The organism is uncultured Croceicoccus sp. (genome assembly GCF_947496385.1).
Classification (GTDB): domain Bacteria; phylum Pseudomonadota; class Alphaproteobacteria; order Sphingomonadales; family Sphingomonadaceae; genus Croceicoccus.
In genome coordinates this window covers 75873-91454 of record NZ_CANMCP010000001.1, presented here as the reverse complement: position 1 = coordinate 91454, position 15582 = coordinate 75873, and the positions used below count along the sequence as shown (strand labels likewise).

Sequence of the window (15582 nt, the reverse complement as noted above, 5' to 3'; positions counted from 1 at the left end):
CTCCATGTCATAAACTGTTCAGGCAAAGAACAACAGACGTGCTGAATTAAGGGTTAATCGACAAAGCAATTGCGTGGCTGACGCTTCGCCGTTAAAGCTTCGAACATCAGCCGGCTTGAGACCGGTTTGCGTTTTGCGCGGGTTCAACGGTTTTCGAGGCTTCGAAGTCTCGCTGGCCGGCAGCCCTCGCCCGGTACAGCCGGCAGGGGTATACATGGGGCGTACGATCCGGTCGACAAGACTGGTTCGTTCTTTTTACACGGCCGTTCGCATCCGCGTTCTGCCCGGGGAAGTAATGGAGTGATGCATCTGAATGGCTTACGCTGACCAACAGATGAGCGGCAACAAGATTGCCGCGATCGTGATTGTCGCCTTGCTGCACATTGTGGCAATCTACGCCCTGGTCACCGGCCTGGCGTTCGAGGCGGTCGAGAAACTCAAGGAAACGGTGACCGCGGTCAATATCGAGGATCCGCCGCCACCGCCGCCGCCGCCGCCGCCGCCGGAGGAACCGCAGCCGCAGCCGGTTGCGCCGCCGCCGCCCGTCGCGCCGCCGCCGGCGGTCCGGATCGAACGGCCCGCGCCGCAGATCGACACCGTCCGCACACCGCCGCCGCCGGCTCCGCCCGTGCTGCGCATCCCGCCGCCGGCGCCCGTTCGCGCACCGGCACCGGCACCGGCACCGCCGGCTCCGCCGCCCGCCCCCTCGAAGGCACGCGGTGCGAGCCCCGACGGACAGGGCCGCTGGGCCGCCCGGATTCAGGAAAACTATCCGAGCCGTGCGATCCGTAACGAAGAAGAAGGCACCGTTGGCGTTCGCGTCACCGTGGGAACCAACGGGCGCGTGACCGCCTGCTCCGTCACCCGGTCGAGCGGTTCGTCCAGCCTCGACGAGGCGGCATGCGAAGGCATGGAGCGTTATGCACGCTACGATCCCGCACTGAACGATGCCGGAAACCCGATTTCTTCGACGGTGAACACCGCCATTACCTATCGTCTCAATTGATCGGTGGGGCGGATGGACCGACATCCGCCCGGCCATATCCGACTCATCAAATATTCGATCATAAGGAATTAACCCAATGCTCATCGAAATCCTTGCCGCGGCCGGCGAAGCCGCTCCGCAGAACAAGTTCGGTTTTGCCGAAGCGCTCGAGCAGGGCGGTTTCATCGCCTACGCCACCGTCGCCATTCTCGGCGTGATGTCCTTCGGTTCGTTCTACATCCTGTTCACGAAATGGTTCGAACAGAACAAGATCCTGAAGCAGGGCCGCGAAGTGCGCACGTCCTTCTGGCGCGCGCCCTCGCTGCGCGAAGGCGCTGGCAAGCTCGGCAAGAACACCGCCTATCGTCAGCTCGTCGATGACGGCATCGCCGCTCAGGAACAGCACACCAAGATGACCGACAGCCTCGAAGCGCACGACTGGCTGCACGGCTCGCTCGCCCGTTCGGAAGCGATGGTCAACGCCCGCCTCGCCGGCGGCCTGCCCTTCCTCGCCACCGTCGGCGCGACCGCACCGTTCATCGGTCTGTTCGGCACCGTGGTCGGCATCTACCGCGCGCTGATCAACATCGGCATCGCTGGTTCGGCCTCGATCGACAAGGTCGCCGGTCCCGTTGGTGAAGCTCTGATCATGACCGCGCTGGGTCTGCTCGTCGCCGTTCCGGCCGTGCTCGCCTACAACTACTTGCAGTCGCGCAACAAGCGCATCGCCGAGCAGCTGAACGGCTTCTCGACCGACGTGCTCGCCAACATCACCTCGGGCGGCAATGTGAAGCCCGCGGTTGCGACCGCTTCGACCAAGACCGCGACCACTTCGGCCGGTGCCACGACGAAGAAGCCGGCCACCGCGCCCGCGACCGGCACGACCACGACCACCACCACGGTCAAGAAGTAAGCGTTACCCGGCGGCATCGTGATCGGTGCCGCCGGTCTGCCCCTCGGGGCCAATTCTCCTGTCGCCCTCGCCATGCGGGACACGACAGGCGGCATGTTCCCGAACAGGGAGCGAACAAGTACGAGATAGGATGAGATAATGGCGATTTCTGCGGGATCCGGCGGCGAAGGCGCCCCGATGTCCGACATCAACACCACGCCTCTCGTCGACGTGATGCTGGTGCTCTTGATCATCTTCCTGATCGCGGTTCCCGTCGCGATCCAGACGATCGAAAATCTGGAGATACCGGTGCTGGTGTCCGAGGAATCGCAGGACAAGGTGGAAAACCTTCTCCTGTCGGTGACCTCCACGGATTCGGCCGGCCGCAGCCCGGGTGAACCCGGCTATACCGGTGCATCGCGCGACGGCCAGTGCCGCGTGTATTTCAACAATATCGTGCCGGTCAGCTCGGATGAGTTGCAGGAGCAGGCGTTCAATCGTCTCGACGCAATCATCGAACGCGAAGGCGGGCCCGAAGCGATTGCCAACGACCCGGACAAGATCCCGCAGGTCCACATTCGCGGTGACGTCGACGCACCGTGGAAATGCGTGGCCGGCGCGATCTATCAGATCCAGGCCGCAGGCTATCCCACTGTCGGGTTCATTTCGAACCCAGTCGAACCCTAAGGAGACGATACCATGGCAATGTCAGGTGGTTCCGACGATGGTTCGCCGATGATGGAAATGAACACGACGCCGTTGATCGACGTCATGCTCGTTCTCCTCATCATGTTCATCATCACCATTCCGGTCGCGACGCATGCGGTCAATATCGACCTCCCCGCGCCGAGCGACAATCCCTCCAACCCGCCGGTCAACCCGGTGAAGAACAAGGTTGTCCTGACCCAGAACGACGAGATTCTATGGAACGGCGAACAGGTTTCGGACAATCAGCTGGTCTCGCTGCTCAATGAATCGCTGGCCCTGCCGGTGGAGCCCGAGCTGCAGTTCCAGCCCGAGGAATTCGCGCGCTACGAACTGTCCGCCAATGTGCTTGAAATCATCAAGGCATCGGGCGCCACGAAATTCGGTTTTGTCGGCAACGAACAATATCGCGATTTCGGCAAGGGCGGTGTCCAGCCCGGCGTGTGATGCGCCAGATACCAACGGATGCAAAGGGCGGGCCATTCGGTCCGCCCTTTTTTTGTCAGCGTTCCCGCCGTTCCCCCGGCGTCATCGCAGCGGACGCAAGCGATTCCGCCTCCACCAGAAGGTCGTCATCCGCCGAACCGGTCGGCGTCCGTTCCCGCCCGATGCCCACCATCACCGGCACTGCCATCGGACTGACGCGGTCGAGCTCCACATGCACAAGCTGCCCGGCCGCGCGGTCGAGCAGGTCGCCGACGCGGCCCACATCGGTCATGCGCGTGCGGGCATCGGCCCATGCCGCCTCGATCAGCACATGTTCCGGTTCGTATTTTCGCAGCACGTCGTAGATCAGATCGGTGGAGAAGGTGACCTGCCGCCCGGTCTTGCGCTTGCCGGGCTGTTGCCGTTCCACGAGCCCGGAAATCACGGCCACCTCGCGAAACGCGCGGCGCAGGAGATGCGAATTCTGCACCCATTCAACGAATTCATGCGCGAGGATATCGGGCGAAAGAAGCGCAGCCGGTTCGCGAACGGGTTTCAGCCCCCACACCGCCAGCGAATAATCATTCGCAACGAAGCCCAGCGGTGACAGGCCGCGATCCTCCATCCGCCGGGTGATCAGCATGCCGAGCGACTGGTTCGCGTTCCAGCCTTCGAACGTATAGAACACGCTATATTCGCGGCCCCCGTGGGGAAAACTTTCGACCAGCAACTCGCCGGGGCCGGGCAGGTGCGAGCGCCAGTCCTGTACCTCCAGCCATTCGCGCACATCGTCGGGAAAGCGGGCCCAGCCCGGCCGGTCGATCAACATCGCCCGTACCCGGTCGGCGAGATGGGTGGTGAGCGGCATGCGCGCCCCGCCATAGCTCGGGATCATGGCCGATTTCTTCGCGGCGCGGACGATCACCTCCGATTCCTTGACCGCCTCGACCTCCAGATCCATGCCCGCAAACTGAAACGTATCCTTGGGCGAAAGCGTCGCGGCAAAGCGTTCCTCCACCTTGCCGAGCGCGCGGCCGTTGCGAAAACGCACCGTCATCATTTCGCCATCGAGAATGATCCCGGCATTCAGCCGATGGCGCGCCGCCTGGTCCGGATGGGTCAGCCGCCACCAGCCGTCCTTCTCCCGCGTGATGCGTTGAAAGCGGTCATAGGCCCGCAGCGCATAGCCGCCGTTCCCTACGAACGACAGAACACGCTGCCACACCGCATCGTCGACCCAGGCATAGGCGAGCGAGGACCGTATCTCGCGCAGCAGCGCGTCTTCCTGAAACGGGCCGGCACATGCGCAGGCCATGACATGCTGCGCGAGCACGTCGAGCCCGCCCGGACGGAAATCCTCGCCGTCGCGCTGCCCCTCGTCCACCGCGTCCAGCGCGGCCTGCGCCTCGAGGAACTCGAAACGGTTGCCGGGCACGAGGATGGCGCGGCTGCGCTGATCGAGGCGGTGATTGGCCCGGCCGATCCGCTGCAACAGGCGTGACGAGCCCTTGGGCGCGCCCATCTGCAACACGCAATCGATGTCGCCCCAGTCCACGCCGAGATCGAGGCTCGCCGTCGCAACCAGCGCGCGCAACTCGCCGCGCGCCATCGCCCCTTCGACCTTGCGCCGCGCCTCCACCGAGAGCGAGCCGTGATGCACCCCGATGGACAGCGTATCCTCGTTCACGCTCCACAATTTCTGGAAGATATATTCGGCCAGAAAGCGCGTATTGGTGAAGATCAGCGTCGTGCGATTGCGGCGTATCTCCTCGTAGATCTGCGGTATCGCCCAGGTCGCGGCATGCCCGCCCCATGGCACGCGCTCCTCCACCGGGAGCATGATCTCCACGTCGGGCGGTGCGCCGGGTTCGCCGATGACATGGCGAACCGCGTCGATATCGCCCCACGGCGTAAGCCATTCGCGATACGCATTGGGCGAGGCGACCGTCGCGGACAGGCCGATCCGCCGCATGTCCGGGGCCAGCGCCTCCAGCCGCGACAAGGCGAGCGCCAGAAGATCGCCCCGCTTGCCGGTGGCGAAGGCATGAATTTCGTCGATGATGACCCGCTTCACGCCTGCGAAAAGCGCGGCCGCATCGGGGTAGGATATCAGCAGCGACAGCGATTCCGGCGTGGTCAGCAACACGTGCGGCGGTTTGCGCCGCTGACGCTGCTTTCGGTTCGACGGCGTGTCGCCGCTGCGCGTTTCGACCGCGATCGGCAGCCCCATCTCCTCGATCGGCGCGACGAGATTGCGGCCCACATCGGTCGCCAGCGCCTTGAGCGGCGAGATATAGAGCGTATGCAGCCCCTCCGGCGGGGCGCGCCCGTCGAGGCGGTCCGTGCTGAATGCCGCCAGGGTGGGCAGGAACCCGGCCAGCGTCTTGCCCGCGCCCGTGTCGGCGGTCAGCAATGCGTGATGGCCGGCATCGTCAACCTCGAGCATGTCATGCTGATGCCGGCGGATGCGCCATCCTCGGCTGTCGAACCAGCGCGCAATCTGTTCGGGAACCGCCATGCATTCTCCCAACGCACGAACCCGCTCGATGGGTTCGGCGAATCTGATCGCAGCCTGATGGAATGGGACGAAAAAAAGGCCCGGCGGTTCGAAACCGGCCGGGCCGTGAAGTTTGGGAGAGGATGCCTAAAAGGCTCATTCTTTGTGCACCGCAGCACCCATCTTCGCAACCGCAAAATAAACAAGAGGCTTTGTAATTTGCGCAACTAACGGCAAAGCCCGGTAAATCAATGTCTTAGCGTGAGGCGCCGCTCATATTTTATATGACGTAAGCGGAAATTCGCGACACGATACGTATAGCGTGCCGCGAATCGCCCTTATCAGTGGCCGGCCTGTTCACCGCGTTCGAGACCGCTCTGCGCAAGCTGCCCGTCGATCTGCGCCATCAGCCGTTCCAGCCCCGCCTCGCTCTCGCTCTCCGCACGCGCGACGAGGACGTCCTGCGTATTGGACGCCCGCAACAGCCACCAGCCATCGTCATTGGTGACGCGCACACCATCGGTGTCGTCCACGTCGTCGGGGCTGTCGGCGAGCCGGGCCTTCACCTCGTCGATGACGGCGAACTTGCGGCTCTCGTCGACCTGGAAGCGCATTTCGGGCGTGTTGATCATGTCCGGCATCGCGCCGCGCATGGCCGTGACGGACCGGTCGAGACGCGCGCTCGCCGTGAGCAGGCGAATCCCTGCGTAGAGCGCATCGTCGAAGCCGTAATATTCATGCTTGAAAAACACGTGCCCGCTCATCTCTCCGGCGAGCGGCGCGCCAGTTTCCTTCATTTTGGACTTAATCAGCGAATGGCCCGTCTTCCACATGACCGGCGTGCCACCTTTTTCCGAAACCAGGTCGAAGAGCGCCCGGCTGGCCTTCACATCGGCTATAATGGTGGAGTTGGGGACGAGCTTCAGGAGATCCTCGGCATAGATCATGAGCAGCTGGTCACCCCAGATGACCCGCCCCTCGCCGTCGATCGCGCCGATCCTGTCGCCGTCACCGTCGAAAGCAAGTCCGAAATCGAGGTTCTTGTCGGCGACAATCGCCTTCAGATCGGCAAGGTTCTTCTCCTCGGTAGGATCTGGATGATGATTGGGGAAATTGCCATCAACGTCGGTAAACAAAAGGAAGTGCTCCCCGGGGAGCTTGGCCGTGAGCAGTTCGAGCGCGGGACCCGCCGCGCCGTTCCCGGCGTCCCACGCGACCCGAAGGGAGGCCAGCCGATCCTGGCAGACGGCGGGGAGTTGCCGGATGGGTTCGAGGAGGCGTTCGATATACTCGTCCATGATGTCCCGGGTCTCGGTCGTGCCGGATCCGTCGATCCAGTCTCCATTGAGAGCCAGCTCGCCGAGCTTGACGATATCGGACCCGAAAAACGGCCGGCCCTGAAATACCATCTTGAAGCCATTGTAATTGGCGGGATTGTGGCTGCCAGTTATCTGAATGCCGCCATCAACATCTTCGGATGACGCCTCGGCATAATACAGCATCGGCGTCGGCCCCATGCCGACGCGCACCACGTCGCAGCCGCTCGCCGTCAATCCCTCGCACAACGCATGCTCCAGCGTCGGGGAACTGACCCGACCGTCATAACCGACCGCGACCTTGCGCCCCCCCGTCTGGCGCAGCAGTGTGGCAAAGCCCCGTCCGATCGCGCGTGCATCGTCGGGACCGAGCGTTTCGCCGATGATGCCGCGAATGTCATATTCGCGAAGGACGGTGGAATCGAATGTATGAGCCATAATAACCTTTCAACAGGAGCGAAATCCGGTCGGGATTTCACGGTTTCGAAAACTGCCCGAATGGCAAGCAACCTCTGCGCCCCTGCGATACGAAACGCTGCGCGGCGTTGTTATGCCGGTCAGCGCGCTTCGCCGCCTTTATGTTCCAACAATAAATCGCGGGCCGCGTCAATTTCGTGAACCTTGCCCGCGCTGCCGCCGCGATCGGGATGCGCATCGTACATCAAACGCCGATGCGCCGCGACGATTTCCTCCCGCGTGGCCGAACGCGACACGCCGAGCAAGCTGCGCGCCTGTGCCCGTTGCTGCGAGCGTTCGCTCCTGCGCCACAATTCCCACGGCCATGCGCGGAACAGCATCCGGCAGATGACGGCGAGGGCAATGGCTATGACGACGAATTTCATCATCCCGCCATCGCCGCATCGGCGCGGGCGCCCACCTCCGGCAGGTTGAGCCCCTTGAGCAGCCCGCGCAATTCCTGCCGCGCGACGAGATGGCTCGTCGCGAGATCGCCGAGATGCCCCTTGTCGAGCAGGGTCAGCCCGCTCGGAAACAATTCGCGATAGATCACGCGTTCCGAAAGGCCCGGCGTCGTGCGAAAGCCCACGCGCTTCGACAATTCGGCGAGCGCCTCGTTGATGCGGCGCATGTTGCGCGCCTCGATATGCTGGGTGCGGTTGCGCACCACGACCCAGTCCATTTCCTTCGCCCCGTGGTGAAGCGTGCTCAACCCCCGCTTCTTCCGCGCGTCCCAGATCAATTCTGCATAAAAGGACAGGCGTTTGACCTTGAAGGTTTCGGAATCCACCTGCCCGATGAGGTCGAAATCGACGAAGCTGTCGTTGAGCGGCGTCACCAGCGTATCCGCCTTGGTCGCGACGTGGCGGGCATAGGGGTCGTCCTTGCCCGGCGTGTCGAAGATGAGGAAATCGCAGCCCTCCCCGATCTCCTCGCTCAACGCGTCGAGCTCCTCGATCGAGGGACCGTCGAACACCGCGACCGCCGCACCGGGAAGCGCGATGTCGCGCCTTTGTTCGGTGCCGACGCGGTTCTCGAAATAGCGATAGAAGGTGCGCTGCCGCGGGTCGAGGTCGATGGCGGCAACCTTTGCCCCCTGATAGGCGAGCGCCACCGCGATATGGACGGCGGTGGTGGATTTTCCGGTTCCGCCCTTCTCGTTCGCGAAGACAATACGATGCGGCTGGTTCACTGGGTCGCTCTCGCTCGATTGCTGTTGTGGTTCGTTCTTCCCACCCTGCTTGCCGGTGCGGCAGGCGGGGCGTAGGTATCGCATGAAACGGTCCTGCGACCGCATATATCGTTCCTTACGGAAGGCTTTCGACCCGTGCAAACCATCCACGCGCTCAATCCACTACGCCGCGCCATCGCGGAGTTGCGCGAAAACGCCGGTGCAGGGTGCAGACTTGCGCTCGTGCCCACGATGGGCGCGCTGCACGAAGGGCATTTGACGTTGGTAAAGGAGGCGCAACGGCGCGCCGACCTGACCGCCGTGTCCATTTTCGTGAACCCGCGTCAATTCGGCGCGAACGAGGATCTCGACGCCTACCCCCGCACGCTGCAACGCGATGCCGCCATGCTTCGCGATGCGGGCGTCGATGTGTTGTGGGCGCCCGATGCCGGTGAAATCTACCCCGATGGATATGCGACGAACGTGTCGGTCGACGGGGTGAGCGCCGGGCTTTGCGGTGCAGACCGGCCCGGCCATTTCGACGGGGTGGCGACCGTGGTGCTGAAGCTGTTCAACCAGGTCCGGCCCGATCTCGCCCTGTTCGGGGAGAAGGACTGGCAACAGCTCGCCGTCATTCGCCGCATGGCGCGCGATCTCGACCTGTCCCATCCGCATGTCGATGCCATTCACGGCGTTGCCATCGTGCGGGAGGCAGACGGCCTCGCGCTCAGCTCGCGCAATCGCTATCTCTCGCCGGCGCAACGCAGCGATGCGGCCGCCCTGCCCGCCGCCATGCGCGCCGCCATTGCGGACATGGCGCAAGGCACGCCGGCGGATGCGGCGCTCGCAACATTGCGGTCCACGTTGCGCGGGGCGGGCTTCGACACCATCGACTATGCCGAAATGCGCCACGCCGATACGCTCGCGCTCGCCCGGGCGCCCGGCCCGCATATCCGCCTGTTCGTCGCGGCGCGGATTGGCGGCACGCGGCTGATCGACAATATGCCGGTGCAATAGGTCCGGGCCTGCGCCGCGCCCGATTGGTGCTTTCGCCGCGCGGCCAGATTGCTATGGACCGGGCAAATGCGGGAACGATCGCTGCGCACCCGTGTAATAAAATAACGGGCCTTTGGAAGGCAGGAACGGAGACGATAATGGGTTCGAATGATCAGGATGAAACCGGCGGCATCGACCATGGCGCGGACAACCGCGCGGACGGGACGCACGCACCGGCGGATCCCGTCATGATCGCGGCGATCACGACCCATATCCGGCAATCGCTGCTCTCCGGCGATACGCCGCTGTCCGATGACGAGCTGTCCGACGTGGCGCAATTCCTGCTGGAGACGGCGGCGTGCCGCAAGGACGGTCCGGCGATCGGGCTGGCCTCGGCGAGCGAGGGACGCCGTTTCATCCGCATCGCGATCATCAATGACGACATGCCGTTCCTCGTCGATTCGCTGGCGCTGGCCATTGCGGAGCAGGGGCTTGTCATCGACCGGCTCATCCATCCGGTCGTGCCGGTGCGGCGCGACGGCGACGGCATGTTGCACGAGGTCGGCGCCGGCCCTGCGGAGGATGCGGCGCCCGATACCGCGAGCGAATCGATGATCTACATCGAAACCTCGCGCGTGGATGCGAAGCAGCGCCGCGCACTCGAACAGGCCGTTGCGGTCACGGTGGGCGACGTGCGCGCCGCCGTGAACGACTGGGCCGAGATGCGCGCCTTGCTGTCCGAGGATGCGGACAGCATCGCGGACGAGGAAGGCGCCGCCCTCCTGCGCTGGCTGAACGACGGGATGATGACGCATCTTGGCCATATTACCCGCCGCCGCGACGGGACCGAGGCGCAGACGATGGGCATCTGCCGCCGCAGCACGCGGCAGATTCTCGCCGATGCGTCCTATGACGCGGCGTTCGACTGGTTCGATCGGGAAACGCACGGCGGGCGCGGGCGGGCGCCGCTCGTGGTGAAGGCGAACCGGATTTCGCTCGTCCATCGGCGGGTTCCGCTCGACCTCTTCATCGTGCCGGTGATGGAGGATGGCGTGGTTGCCGCCCTGTCGATCCACGCCGGTATCTGGACCAGCGCGGCGATGAACACCCCGCCCGACCGCGTGCCCCGCATGCGCCGGCAACTTGCCAAGCTCATGGACAAGCTGGGCTTCGACCCCGGCGGACACACGGGCAAATCGCTGCTCAACGCGCTCACCAAACTGCCGCACGATCTCGTCATCGGATTTTCGGACAGCGACATCGAGCGCGTCGCGACCACCATGACGAGCCTGACCGACCGGCCGCGTCCGAAACTGACCTTGGTGGAGGCGCCGCTTGCGCGCCATCTGTTCGCGTTTGTCTGGTTGCCGCGCGACATGATCTCGACAAGCGCGCGCCAGCGGATCCAGACCCTGTTGAGCGAGGCGACGGGGGCCGAAATCCTCGACTGGAGCCTGCAGGTCGAAGGCGGCGTGCTCGCGATGATGCGCTTCGTCCTCGACATTCGCGACGCACAGACGGTGCCCGATGAAACCGCGCTCGACGACAAGCTTCAGGCGATGCTGCGCGGCTGGCCCGACGCGGTGGAGGCAGAGCTTGCCAAGGACGAGGAACCGGGCCGCGCCGCCGCGATTGCCGCGCGCTTTGCCGATGCGTTCCCCAATGGCTACCGCGCCGAATATGGCGCAGCGGAGGCCGCGCTCGACATTCGCCGCATCCGCCGGCTCGCCGCGGGCGAGCTGGAGGTGATTTCGGGCGGCACCGCGACGCGCGATGCGCGGCTGTACAGGCTCGATACCGATGCGCCCGAACGGCTGCGCCTCAAAATCTATCAGCATGAAGGCAATCTGCCGCTGTCCGACGCGGTGCCGGCGCTGGAGAATTTCGGCTTCCGCGTGCTCGGCGAGGTACCGACCATGCTGGAGGAAGGGAAGCTCGGCACGATCCACGATTTCACGCTCGCCCTGCCATCGGGCGACGATGCCGCGCCGCTGCTGAACCGCGCCGACATGATCGAGGGCGCCATCACCGCGGTGCTTAACCACGCGGCGGAAAACGACGTGTTCAACGGGCTGGTCGTGTCCGCCGCGCTGCAGGCCGAAGAGGCCGAGTGGATGCGCGCCTTCTATCGCTATTTGCGGCAGGCGGGCGCCAGCTTCACCATCTATACCGTGGTCGACGCGCTCGGCCATTCGCCCGACATTGCCCGCGCGCTGATCGACCTTTTCCGCGCGCGCCACGATCCCGCCTTTGCCGGGAACCGCGACGCCGCCGCCGACGAGGCGCGCGAAACCATCCGGGTCGCGCTTGTCAACGTGATGGCGATCAATGACGACCGGCTGCTGCGCCGCTATCTTTCGGTGATCGAGGCGATCCTGCGCACCAATGCGTTCGCCCCGGCGGCGAAGGAAGCGCTGGCGTTCAAGCTCGATTCCAGCCTCGTGCCCGGCCTTCCCAAGCCGGTGCCATGGCGCGAAATCTTCGTCTATTCCCGCCGGGTGGAGGGCATTCACCTGCGCGCCGGGCCGATCGCGCGCGGCGGATTGCGCTGGTCCGACCGGCGCGACGATTTCCGGACCGAGGTGCTCGGCCTGATGAAGGCGCAGCGGGTGAAGAACGCCGTGATCGTGCCGACAGGTGCGAAGGGCGGTTTCTATCCCAAGCAATTGCCCGATCCCGCCCGCGACCGCGCCGCCTGGGCCGCAGAAGGCCAGGCCAGTTACGAGGTGTTCATCCGCACGCTTCTGTCTATCACCGACAATATCGTCGATGACACGGTGGTGCATCCGCAGGACGTCGTCATCCACGACGGCGAGGATCCCTATTTCGTGGTCGCCGCGGACAAGGGCACGGCGCGCTTCTCCGACGTGGCCAATGGCATCGCGGAAAGCCGGGATTTCTGGCTCGACGATGCCTTCGCGAGCGGCGGGTCCAACGGGTACGACCACAAGGCGATGGGCATCACCGCGCGTGGCGCATGGATTTCGGTGCAGCGGCATTTCCGCGAAATGGGTATCGACGTACAGAGCGATACGGTCCGCGTGGTCGGCTGCGGCGACATGTCGGGCGACGTGTTCGGCAATGGCATGCTCCTGTCCAAAGCGATCAAGCTGGTCGCCGCGTTCGACCACCGCCACATCTTCATCGATCCCGACCCCGATCCGGCGCAAAGCTGGGACGAGCGCAATCGCCTCTTCGCGCTCCCCCATTCGAGCTGGGACGATTATGACAAGGCGCTGATCTCGGAGGGCGGCGGCGTATTCGCCCGCACGATGAAGCGCGTGCCGCTGTCCCCCGAAGCGCGCGCCGCGCTCGGCATCGAGGCCGAGGAGATCGAACCCGAAGCCTTGATTTCGGCGATTTTGCGCGCGCCGGCCGATCTGCTCTGGTTCGGGGGCATCGGGACTTATGTCAAATCGTCGAAGGAAAACAACGTCCAGGTCGGCGACACGGTCAACGATGCACTGCGCGTGGATGGCGAAAACCTGCGCGTGAAGGTCATCGGCGAAGGGGCGAACCTCGGCATCACGCAGGCCGGGCGTATCGAATTCGCGCTGAACGGTGGGCGGATCAATACCGATTTCATCGACAATTCGGCGGGCGTCGACTGTTCCGACAACGAGGTGAATATCAAGATCGCGCTGGCCGCCGCCCGCCGCGCGGGGGAGTTGTCGGAGGAGGAGCGCAACCGGCTTCTTGAGGACATGACCGACGAGGTCGCCCAGCTCGTGCTCGAGGACAATCGCCTGCAGGCTCTCGCCCTGTCCGTCGCGTCGCGCGGCGGCGCGCAGAGCGCGGCGTCCCACATGCGGCTGATCGAGATGCTCGAGGATAGCGGCGATCTCGACCGCAGGACCGAGGGACTTGCCGAATCGGAGACGCTGGCCCGCCGGGCGAGCGAGGGAATGGGCCTGACCCGTCCGGAGCTGGCCGTGCTGCTGTCGAGTTCCAAGCTGGTATTGCAGGACGCGGTCGAGAACAGCACCCTGCCCGACGATCCTGCGCTGGTCGACCTGCTGCTGTCCGCGTTTCCCACGCCGATGCGGGAAAAATACCGCGAATTCATCGAAGGGCACCGGCTGCGCCGCGAAATCATCGCGACGAAACTCGCCAATCGCGTCGTCAACCGGCTCGGTCTCGTGCACCCGTTCGAACTGGCCGAGGAGGAAGGCGCCGAATTGTCGCAGGTCGTGGCGGCCTTCGTCATGGCCGAATGGCTGTTCGACCTTTCGCCGGTATGGGACCGGCTCGAACATGCAGACATGTCGGAAGATGCGCGGCTCTTGATGCATGACCGGCTCGCGCTGGGCATCCGCAGCCACATGGCCGATCTGCTTCGTATTGGCGGGGGCCGGATCGAACCGTCGCAACTCTACGCCCGGCTGCGGGAGCCGGTCGCCGCGATTTCGAGCGATACCGACGAATTGCTGGGCAGCGAGGCGCGCGATCATTCGGTGAAACTGCGCGAGAGTTTCGCCGCGGCGGGCGCTCCCGACGAATATGCCCGGATCGTATCGCATGTCTTCGACCTCGACGGGGCGGTCGGCATTGCCGATCTCGCCGCCGCCGTGGGCATGGATCCGCGCCGCGTGACGCATTCGTTCACCGATCTGGGCGCACGACTGCGGCTGGACTGGGCACAGGGGACCGCGGCGATCATGAACCCGTCCGACCCGTGGGAACGGCTGCTGGTGGCGGGGCTCGCCCGCGACTTTCAACAGATGCGCCTCGATTTCCTGCGCGCCCTCGCCCGCGGCGAAGCAGCGCAGCGCGCGCCGGGCGACGCCGTGCAGCAATGGGCGGTCGAGCATGAAAGCGCGATTCGGCAGTTCCGCGCGATGGTCGGCCGTGCGCAGGCCAGCACGCCGGTGACGCCCGCCATGCTGGCGCAGATCGCGAGCCAGGCGCGGAACCTGCTCTCGCGCTAAGGGCTGACGCGTTAAGCCCTGAAACGAAAGGGGCCGTGCCTTGGGTGAAAGGCACGGCCCCGATTGTTGTCCGGACGGGTTCTTTACTGGCAGGCGACGCGAACCGGCTCCATCTCCGCCGCTTCCTGCAACTGATGGCGCAGCGCGTCGATGCCGACGTGTTCCACCGCATCGGCGGGATGTTCGGCGTCGAGCACGGTGGCGAGCTGCCGTGCGACCTGCGCGATGCGGTCCACATCCTGCAGGCTGTGGGCATGGCGGGCGGCAATCTCCGCATCGGCGCACAGCGACGCGCCGAGCGCCTCTATGTCGCGTGACATCACGTTCAAAGCCTCGACCACGCCTGTCACCAACGGCCGTGTTAAACGGGCTTGGATCATGCCGCGATGTCCATTTCTTCGTCCATCATCAGCTTCTGCAGGTCGAGCACCATGACCATGTCCTCCTCCATCGGGGCGACCCCCTTCAGGAAGTGGGAGATGCCGTCCTGCGCGGCGGCGTCGGGCTGCTGTATGGTATCCTCGTCGATCGAGACGATATCGTTCACCCCATGCACGATGAGACCGCGCGACTGCCCTTCGTGTTCGGCCACGATGATCGGATTGCGCGGCGTCGCCTCCATCGCGTCCCAGCCGAGCCGCACCGAAAGGTCGAGCACGGGCAACACCGCACCGCGCAGGTTGACCACGCCGGCCACGTATTTCGGCACGTGGGGAAGCCGGGTCACGGGCGACCAGGCCCGGATTTCGCGCACCGCCATGATGTCGATCCCGAACAGCTGTCCGGAGACCTGAAAAGTTATGAGTTCATAAGTCATTGTCTGGTCCTCGTTCAGGCCGAATGGGTCACGCGCCTGACCGCATTGGTCAGTTTTTCCGCATCGAAAGGTTTCACGATCCAGCCGGTCGCCCCGGCATCGCGGGCCCGGCGCTTCTTCTCGTCCGAGCTTTCCGTGCTCAGCACCAGGATGGGGCGGTTCGAATGGCGCGCGCTGCTGCGCAGCCTTTCGATCAGCCCGAACCCGTCGAGGCGCGGCATGTTGATATCGGTCAGCACCACATCGACCTCGTTGGAAGCAAGCCAGTCGAGCGCCTCCTGTCCGTCTTCGGCCTGTTCCACCTCGAAACCATTGGTGGTCAGCGCATTGCGGAGCAGGGCTCGCATGCTCGGACTGTCATCCACGGTCAGTATTCGTGTCGCTTGCTTCATG

14 protein-coding genes are annotated in these 15582 nt (G+C 64.5%); 7 read left to right on the top strand and 7 right to left on the bottom strand.

The window, feature by feature from the left end:
- The first annotated feature begins 313 nt into the window (after positions 1-313).
- The 4 genes from Q0897_RS00495 to Q0897_RS00480 all read left to right on the top strand — a co-directional run bounded on the left by Q0897_RS00495 (position 314) and on the right by Q0897_RS00480 (position 3029).
- Positions 314-1006, top strand: coding sequence for an energy transducer TonB (locus tag Q0897_RS00495; RefSeq protein WP_299306927.1), 693 nt, complete (start codon positions 314-316; stop codon positions 1004-1006).
- 76 nt (positions 1007-1082) lie between these two features.
- Entirely contained in the window at positions 1083-1898 is an 816-nt protein-coding gene (locus Q0897_RS00490; RefSeq protein WP_299306925.1) for a MotA/TolQ/ExbB proton channel family protein, read from the top strand.
- A 177-nt stretch (positions 1899-2075) separates the two neighbouring features.
- Positions 2076-2564: a biopolymer transporter ExbD gene (locus Q0897_RS00485; protein ID WP_299306923.1), complete on the top strand. Its 489-nt coding sequence runs from the start codon at positions 2076-2078 to the stop codon at positions 2562-2564.
- A 12-nt stretch (positions 2565-2576) separates the two neighbouring features.
- The gene (locus Q0897_RS00480; protein WP_299306922.1) at positions 2577-3029 is read left to right on the top strand and encodes a biopolymer transporter ExbD; all 453 of its coding nucleotides are present in this window, start codon (positions 2577-2579) and stop codon (positions 3027-3029) included.
- 55 nt (positions 3030-3084) lie between these two features.
- Here Q0897_RS00480 and Q0897_RS00475 read toward each other — a convergent pair whose 3' ends face one another.
- A complete protein-coding gene (locus Q0897_RS00475) occupies positions 3085-5526 on the bottom strand; it encodes a ligase-associated DNA damage response DEXH box helicase (RefSeq protein WP_299306920.1) in 2442 nt (813 codons plus the stop codon).
- Between Q0897_RS00475 and Q0897_RS00470 the strand changes: the two genes are divergently transcribed.
- Entirely contained in the window at positions 5428-5736 is a 309-nt protein-coding gene (locus Q0897_RS00470; protein WP_299307594.1) for a hypothetical protein, read from the top strand. The genes Q0897_RS00475 and Q0897_RS00470 overlap by 99 nt on opposite strands.
- A gap of 110 nt (positions 5737-5846) precedes the next feature.
- Here Q0897_RS00470 and pgmG read toward each other — a convergent pair whose 3' ends face one another.
- From pgmG to Q0897_RS00455, 3 genes are all read right to left on the bottom strand, one after another.
- Positions 5847-7259, bottom strand: coding sequence for a phosphoglucomutase/phosphomannomutase PgmG (gene pgmG, locus Q0897_RS00465; protein ID WP_299306919.1), 1413 nt, complete (start codon positions 7257-7259; stop codon positions 5847-5849).
- 119 nt (positions 7260-7378) lie between these two features.
- A complete protein-coding gene (locus tag Q0897_RS00460) occupies positions 7379-7666 on the bottom strand; it encodes a DnaJ domain-containing protein (RefSeq protein WP_299306917.1) in 288 nt (95 codons plus the stop codon).
- Positions 7663-8574: a division plane positioning ATPase MipZ gene (locus Q0897_RS00455; RefSeq protein WP_299306915.1), complete on the bottom strand. Its 912-nt coding sequence runs from the start codon at positions 8572-8574 to the stop codon at positions 7663-7665. Before Q0897_RS00455 ends, Q0897_RS00460 begins: the two co-directional genes overlap by 4 nt.
- Positions 8575-8604: 30 nt before the next feature.
- On the opposite strand from Q0897_RS00455, the gene panC reads away from it, so the two are divergent.
- Both panC and Q0897_RS00445 read left to right on the top strand, forming a co-directional pair.
- On the top strand, positions 8605-9465 hold the full coding sequence (panC, locus tag Q0897_RS00450) for a pantoate--beta-alanine ligase (protein ID WP_299306913.1): 861 nt from the start codon (positions 8605-8607) through the stop codon (positions 9463-9465).
- 227 nt (positions 9466-9692) lie between these two features.
- Positions 9693-14372: an NAD-glutamate dehydrogenase domain-containing protein gene (locus tag Q0897_RS00445; protein ID WP_299307548.1), complete on the top strand. Its 4680-nt coding sequence runs from the start codon at positions 9693-9695 to the stop codon at positions 14370-14372.
- Between the two features lie 83 nt (positions 14373-14455).
- Here Q0897_RS00445 and Q0897_RS00440 read toward each other — a convergent pair whose 3' ends face one another.
- From Q0897_RS00440 to Q0897_RS00430, 3 genes are read right to left on the bottom strand one after another with little or no spacing between them, the layout of a single operon-like run.
- Positions 14456-14692, bottom strand: a complete 237-nt coding sequence (locus Q0897_RS00440) for a hypothetical protein (RefSeq protein WP_299306911.1) — start codon at positions 14690-14692, stop codon at positions 14456-14458.
- Positions 14693-14748: 56 nt separating this feature from the next.
- The gene (locus Q0897_RS00435; protein WP_299306909.1) at positions 14749-15189 is read right to left on the bottom strand and encodes a chemotaxis protein CheW; all 441 of its coding nucleotides are present in this window, start codon (positions 15187-15189) and stop codon (positions 14749-14751) included.
- Between the two features lie 14 nt (positions 15190-15203).
- Positions 15204-15581 (bottom strand): response regulator, encoded by a 378-nt coding sequence (locus Q0897_RS00430; protein WP_202083377.1) that lies wholly within the window; start codon positions 15579-15581, stop codon positions 15204-15206.
- Position 15582 lies beyond the last annotated feature (1 nt).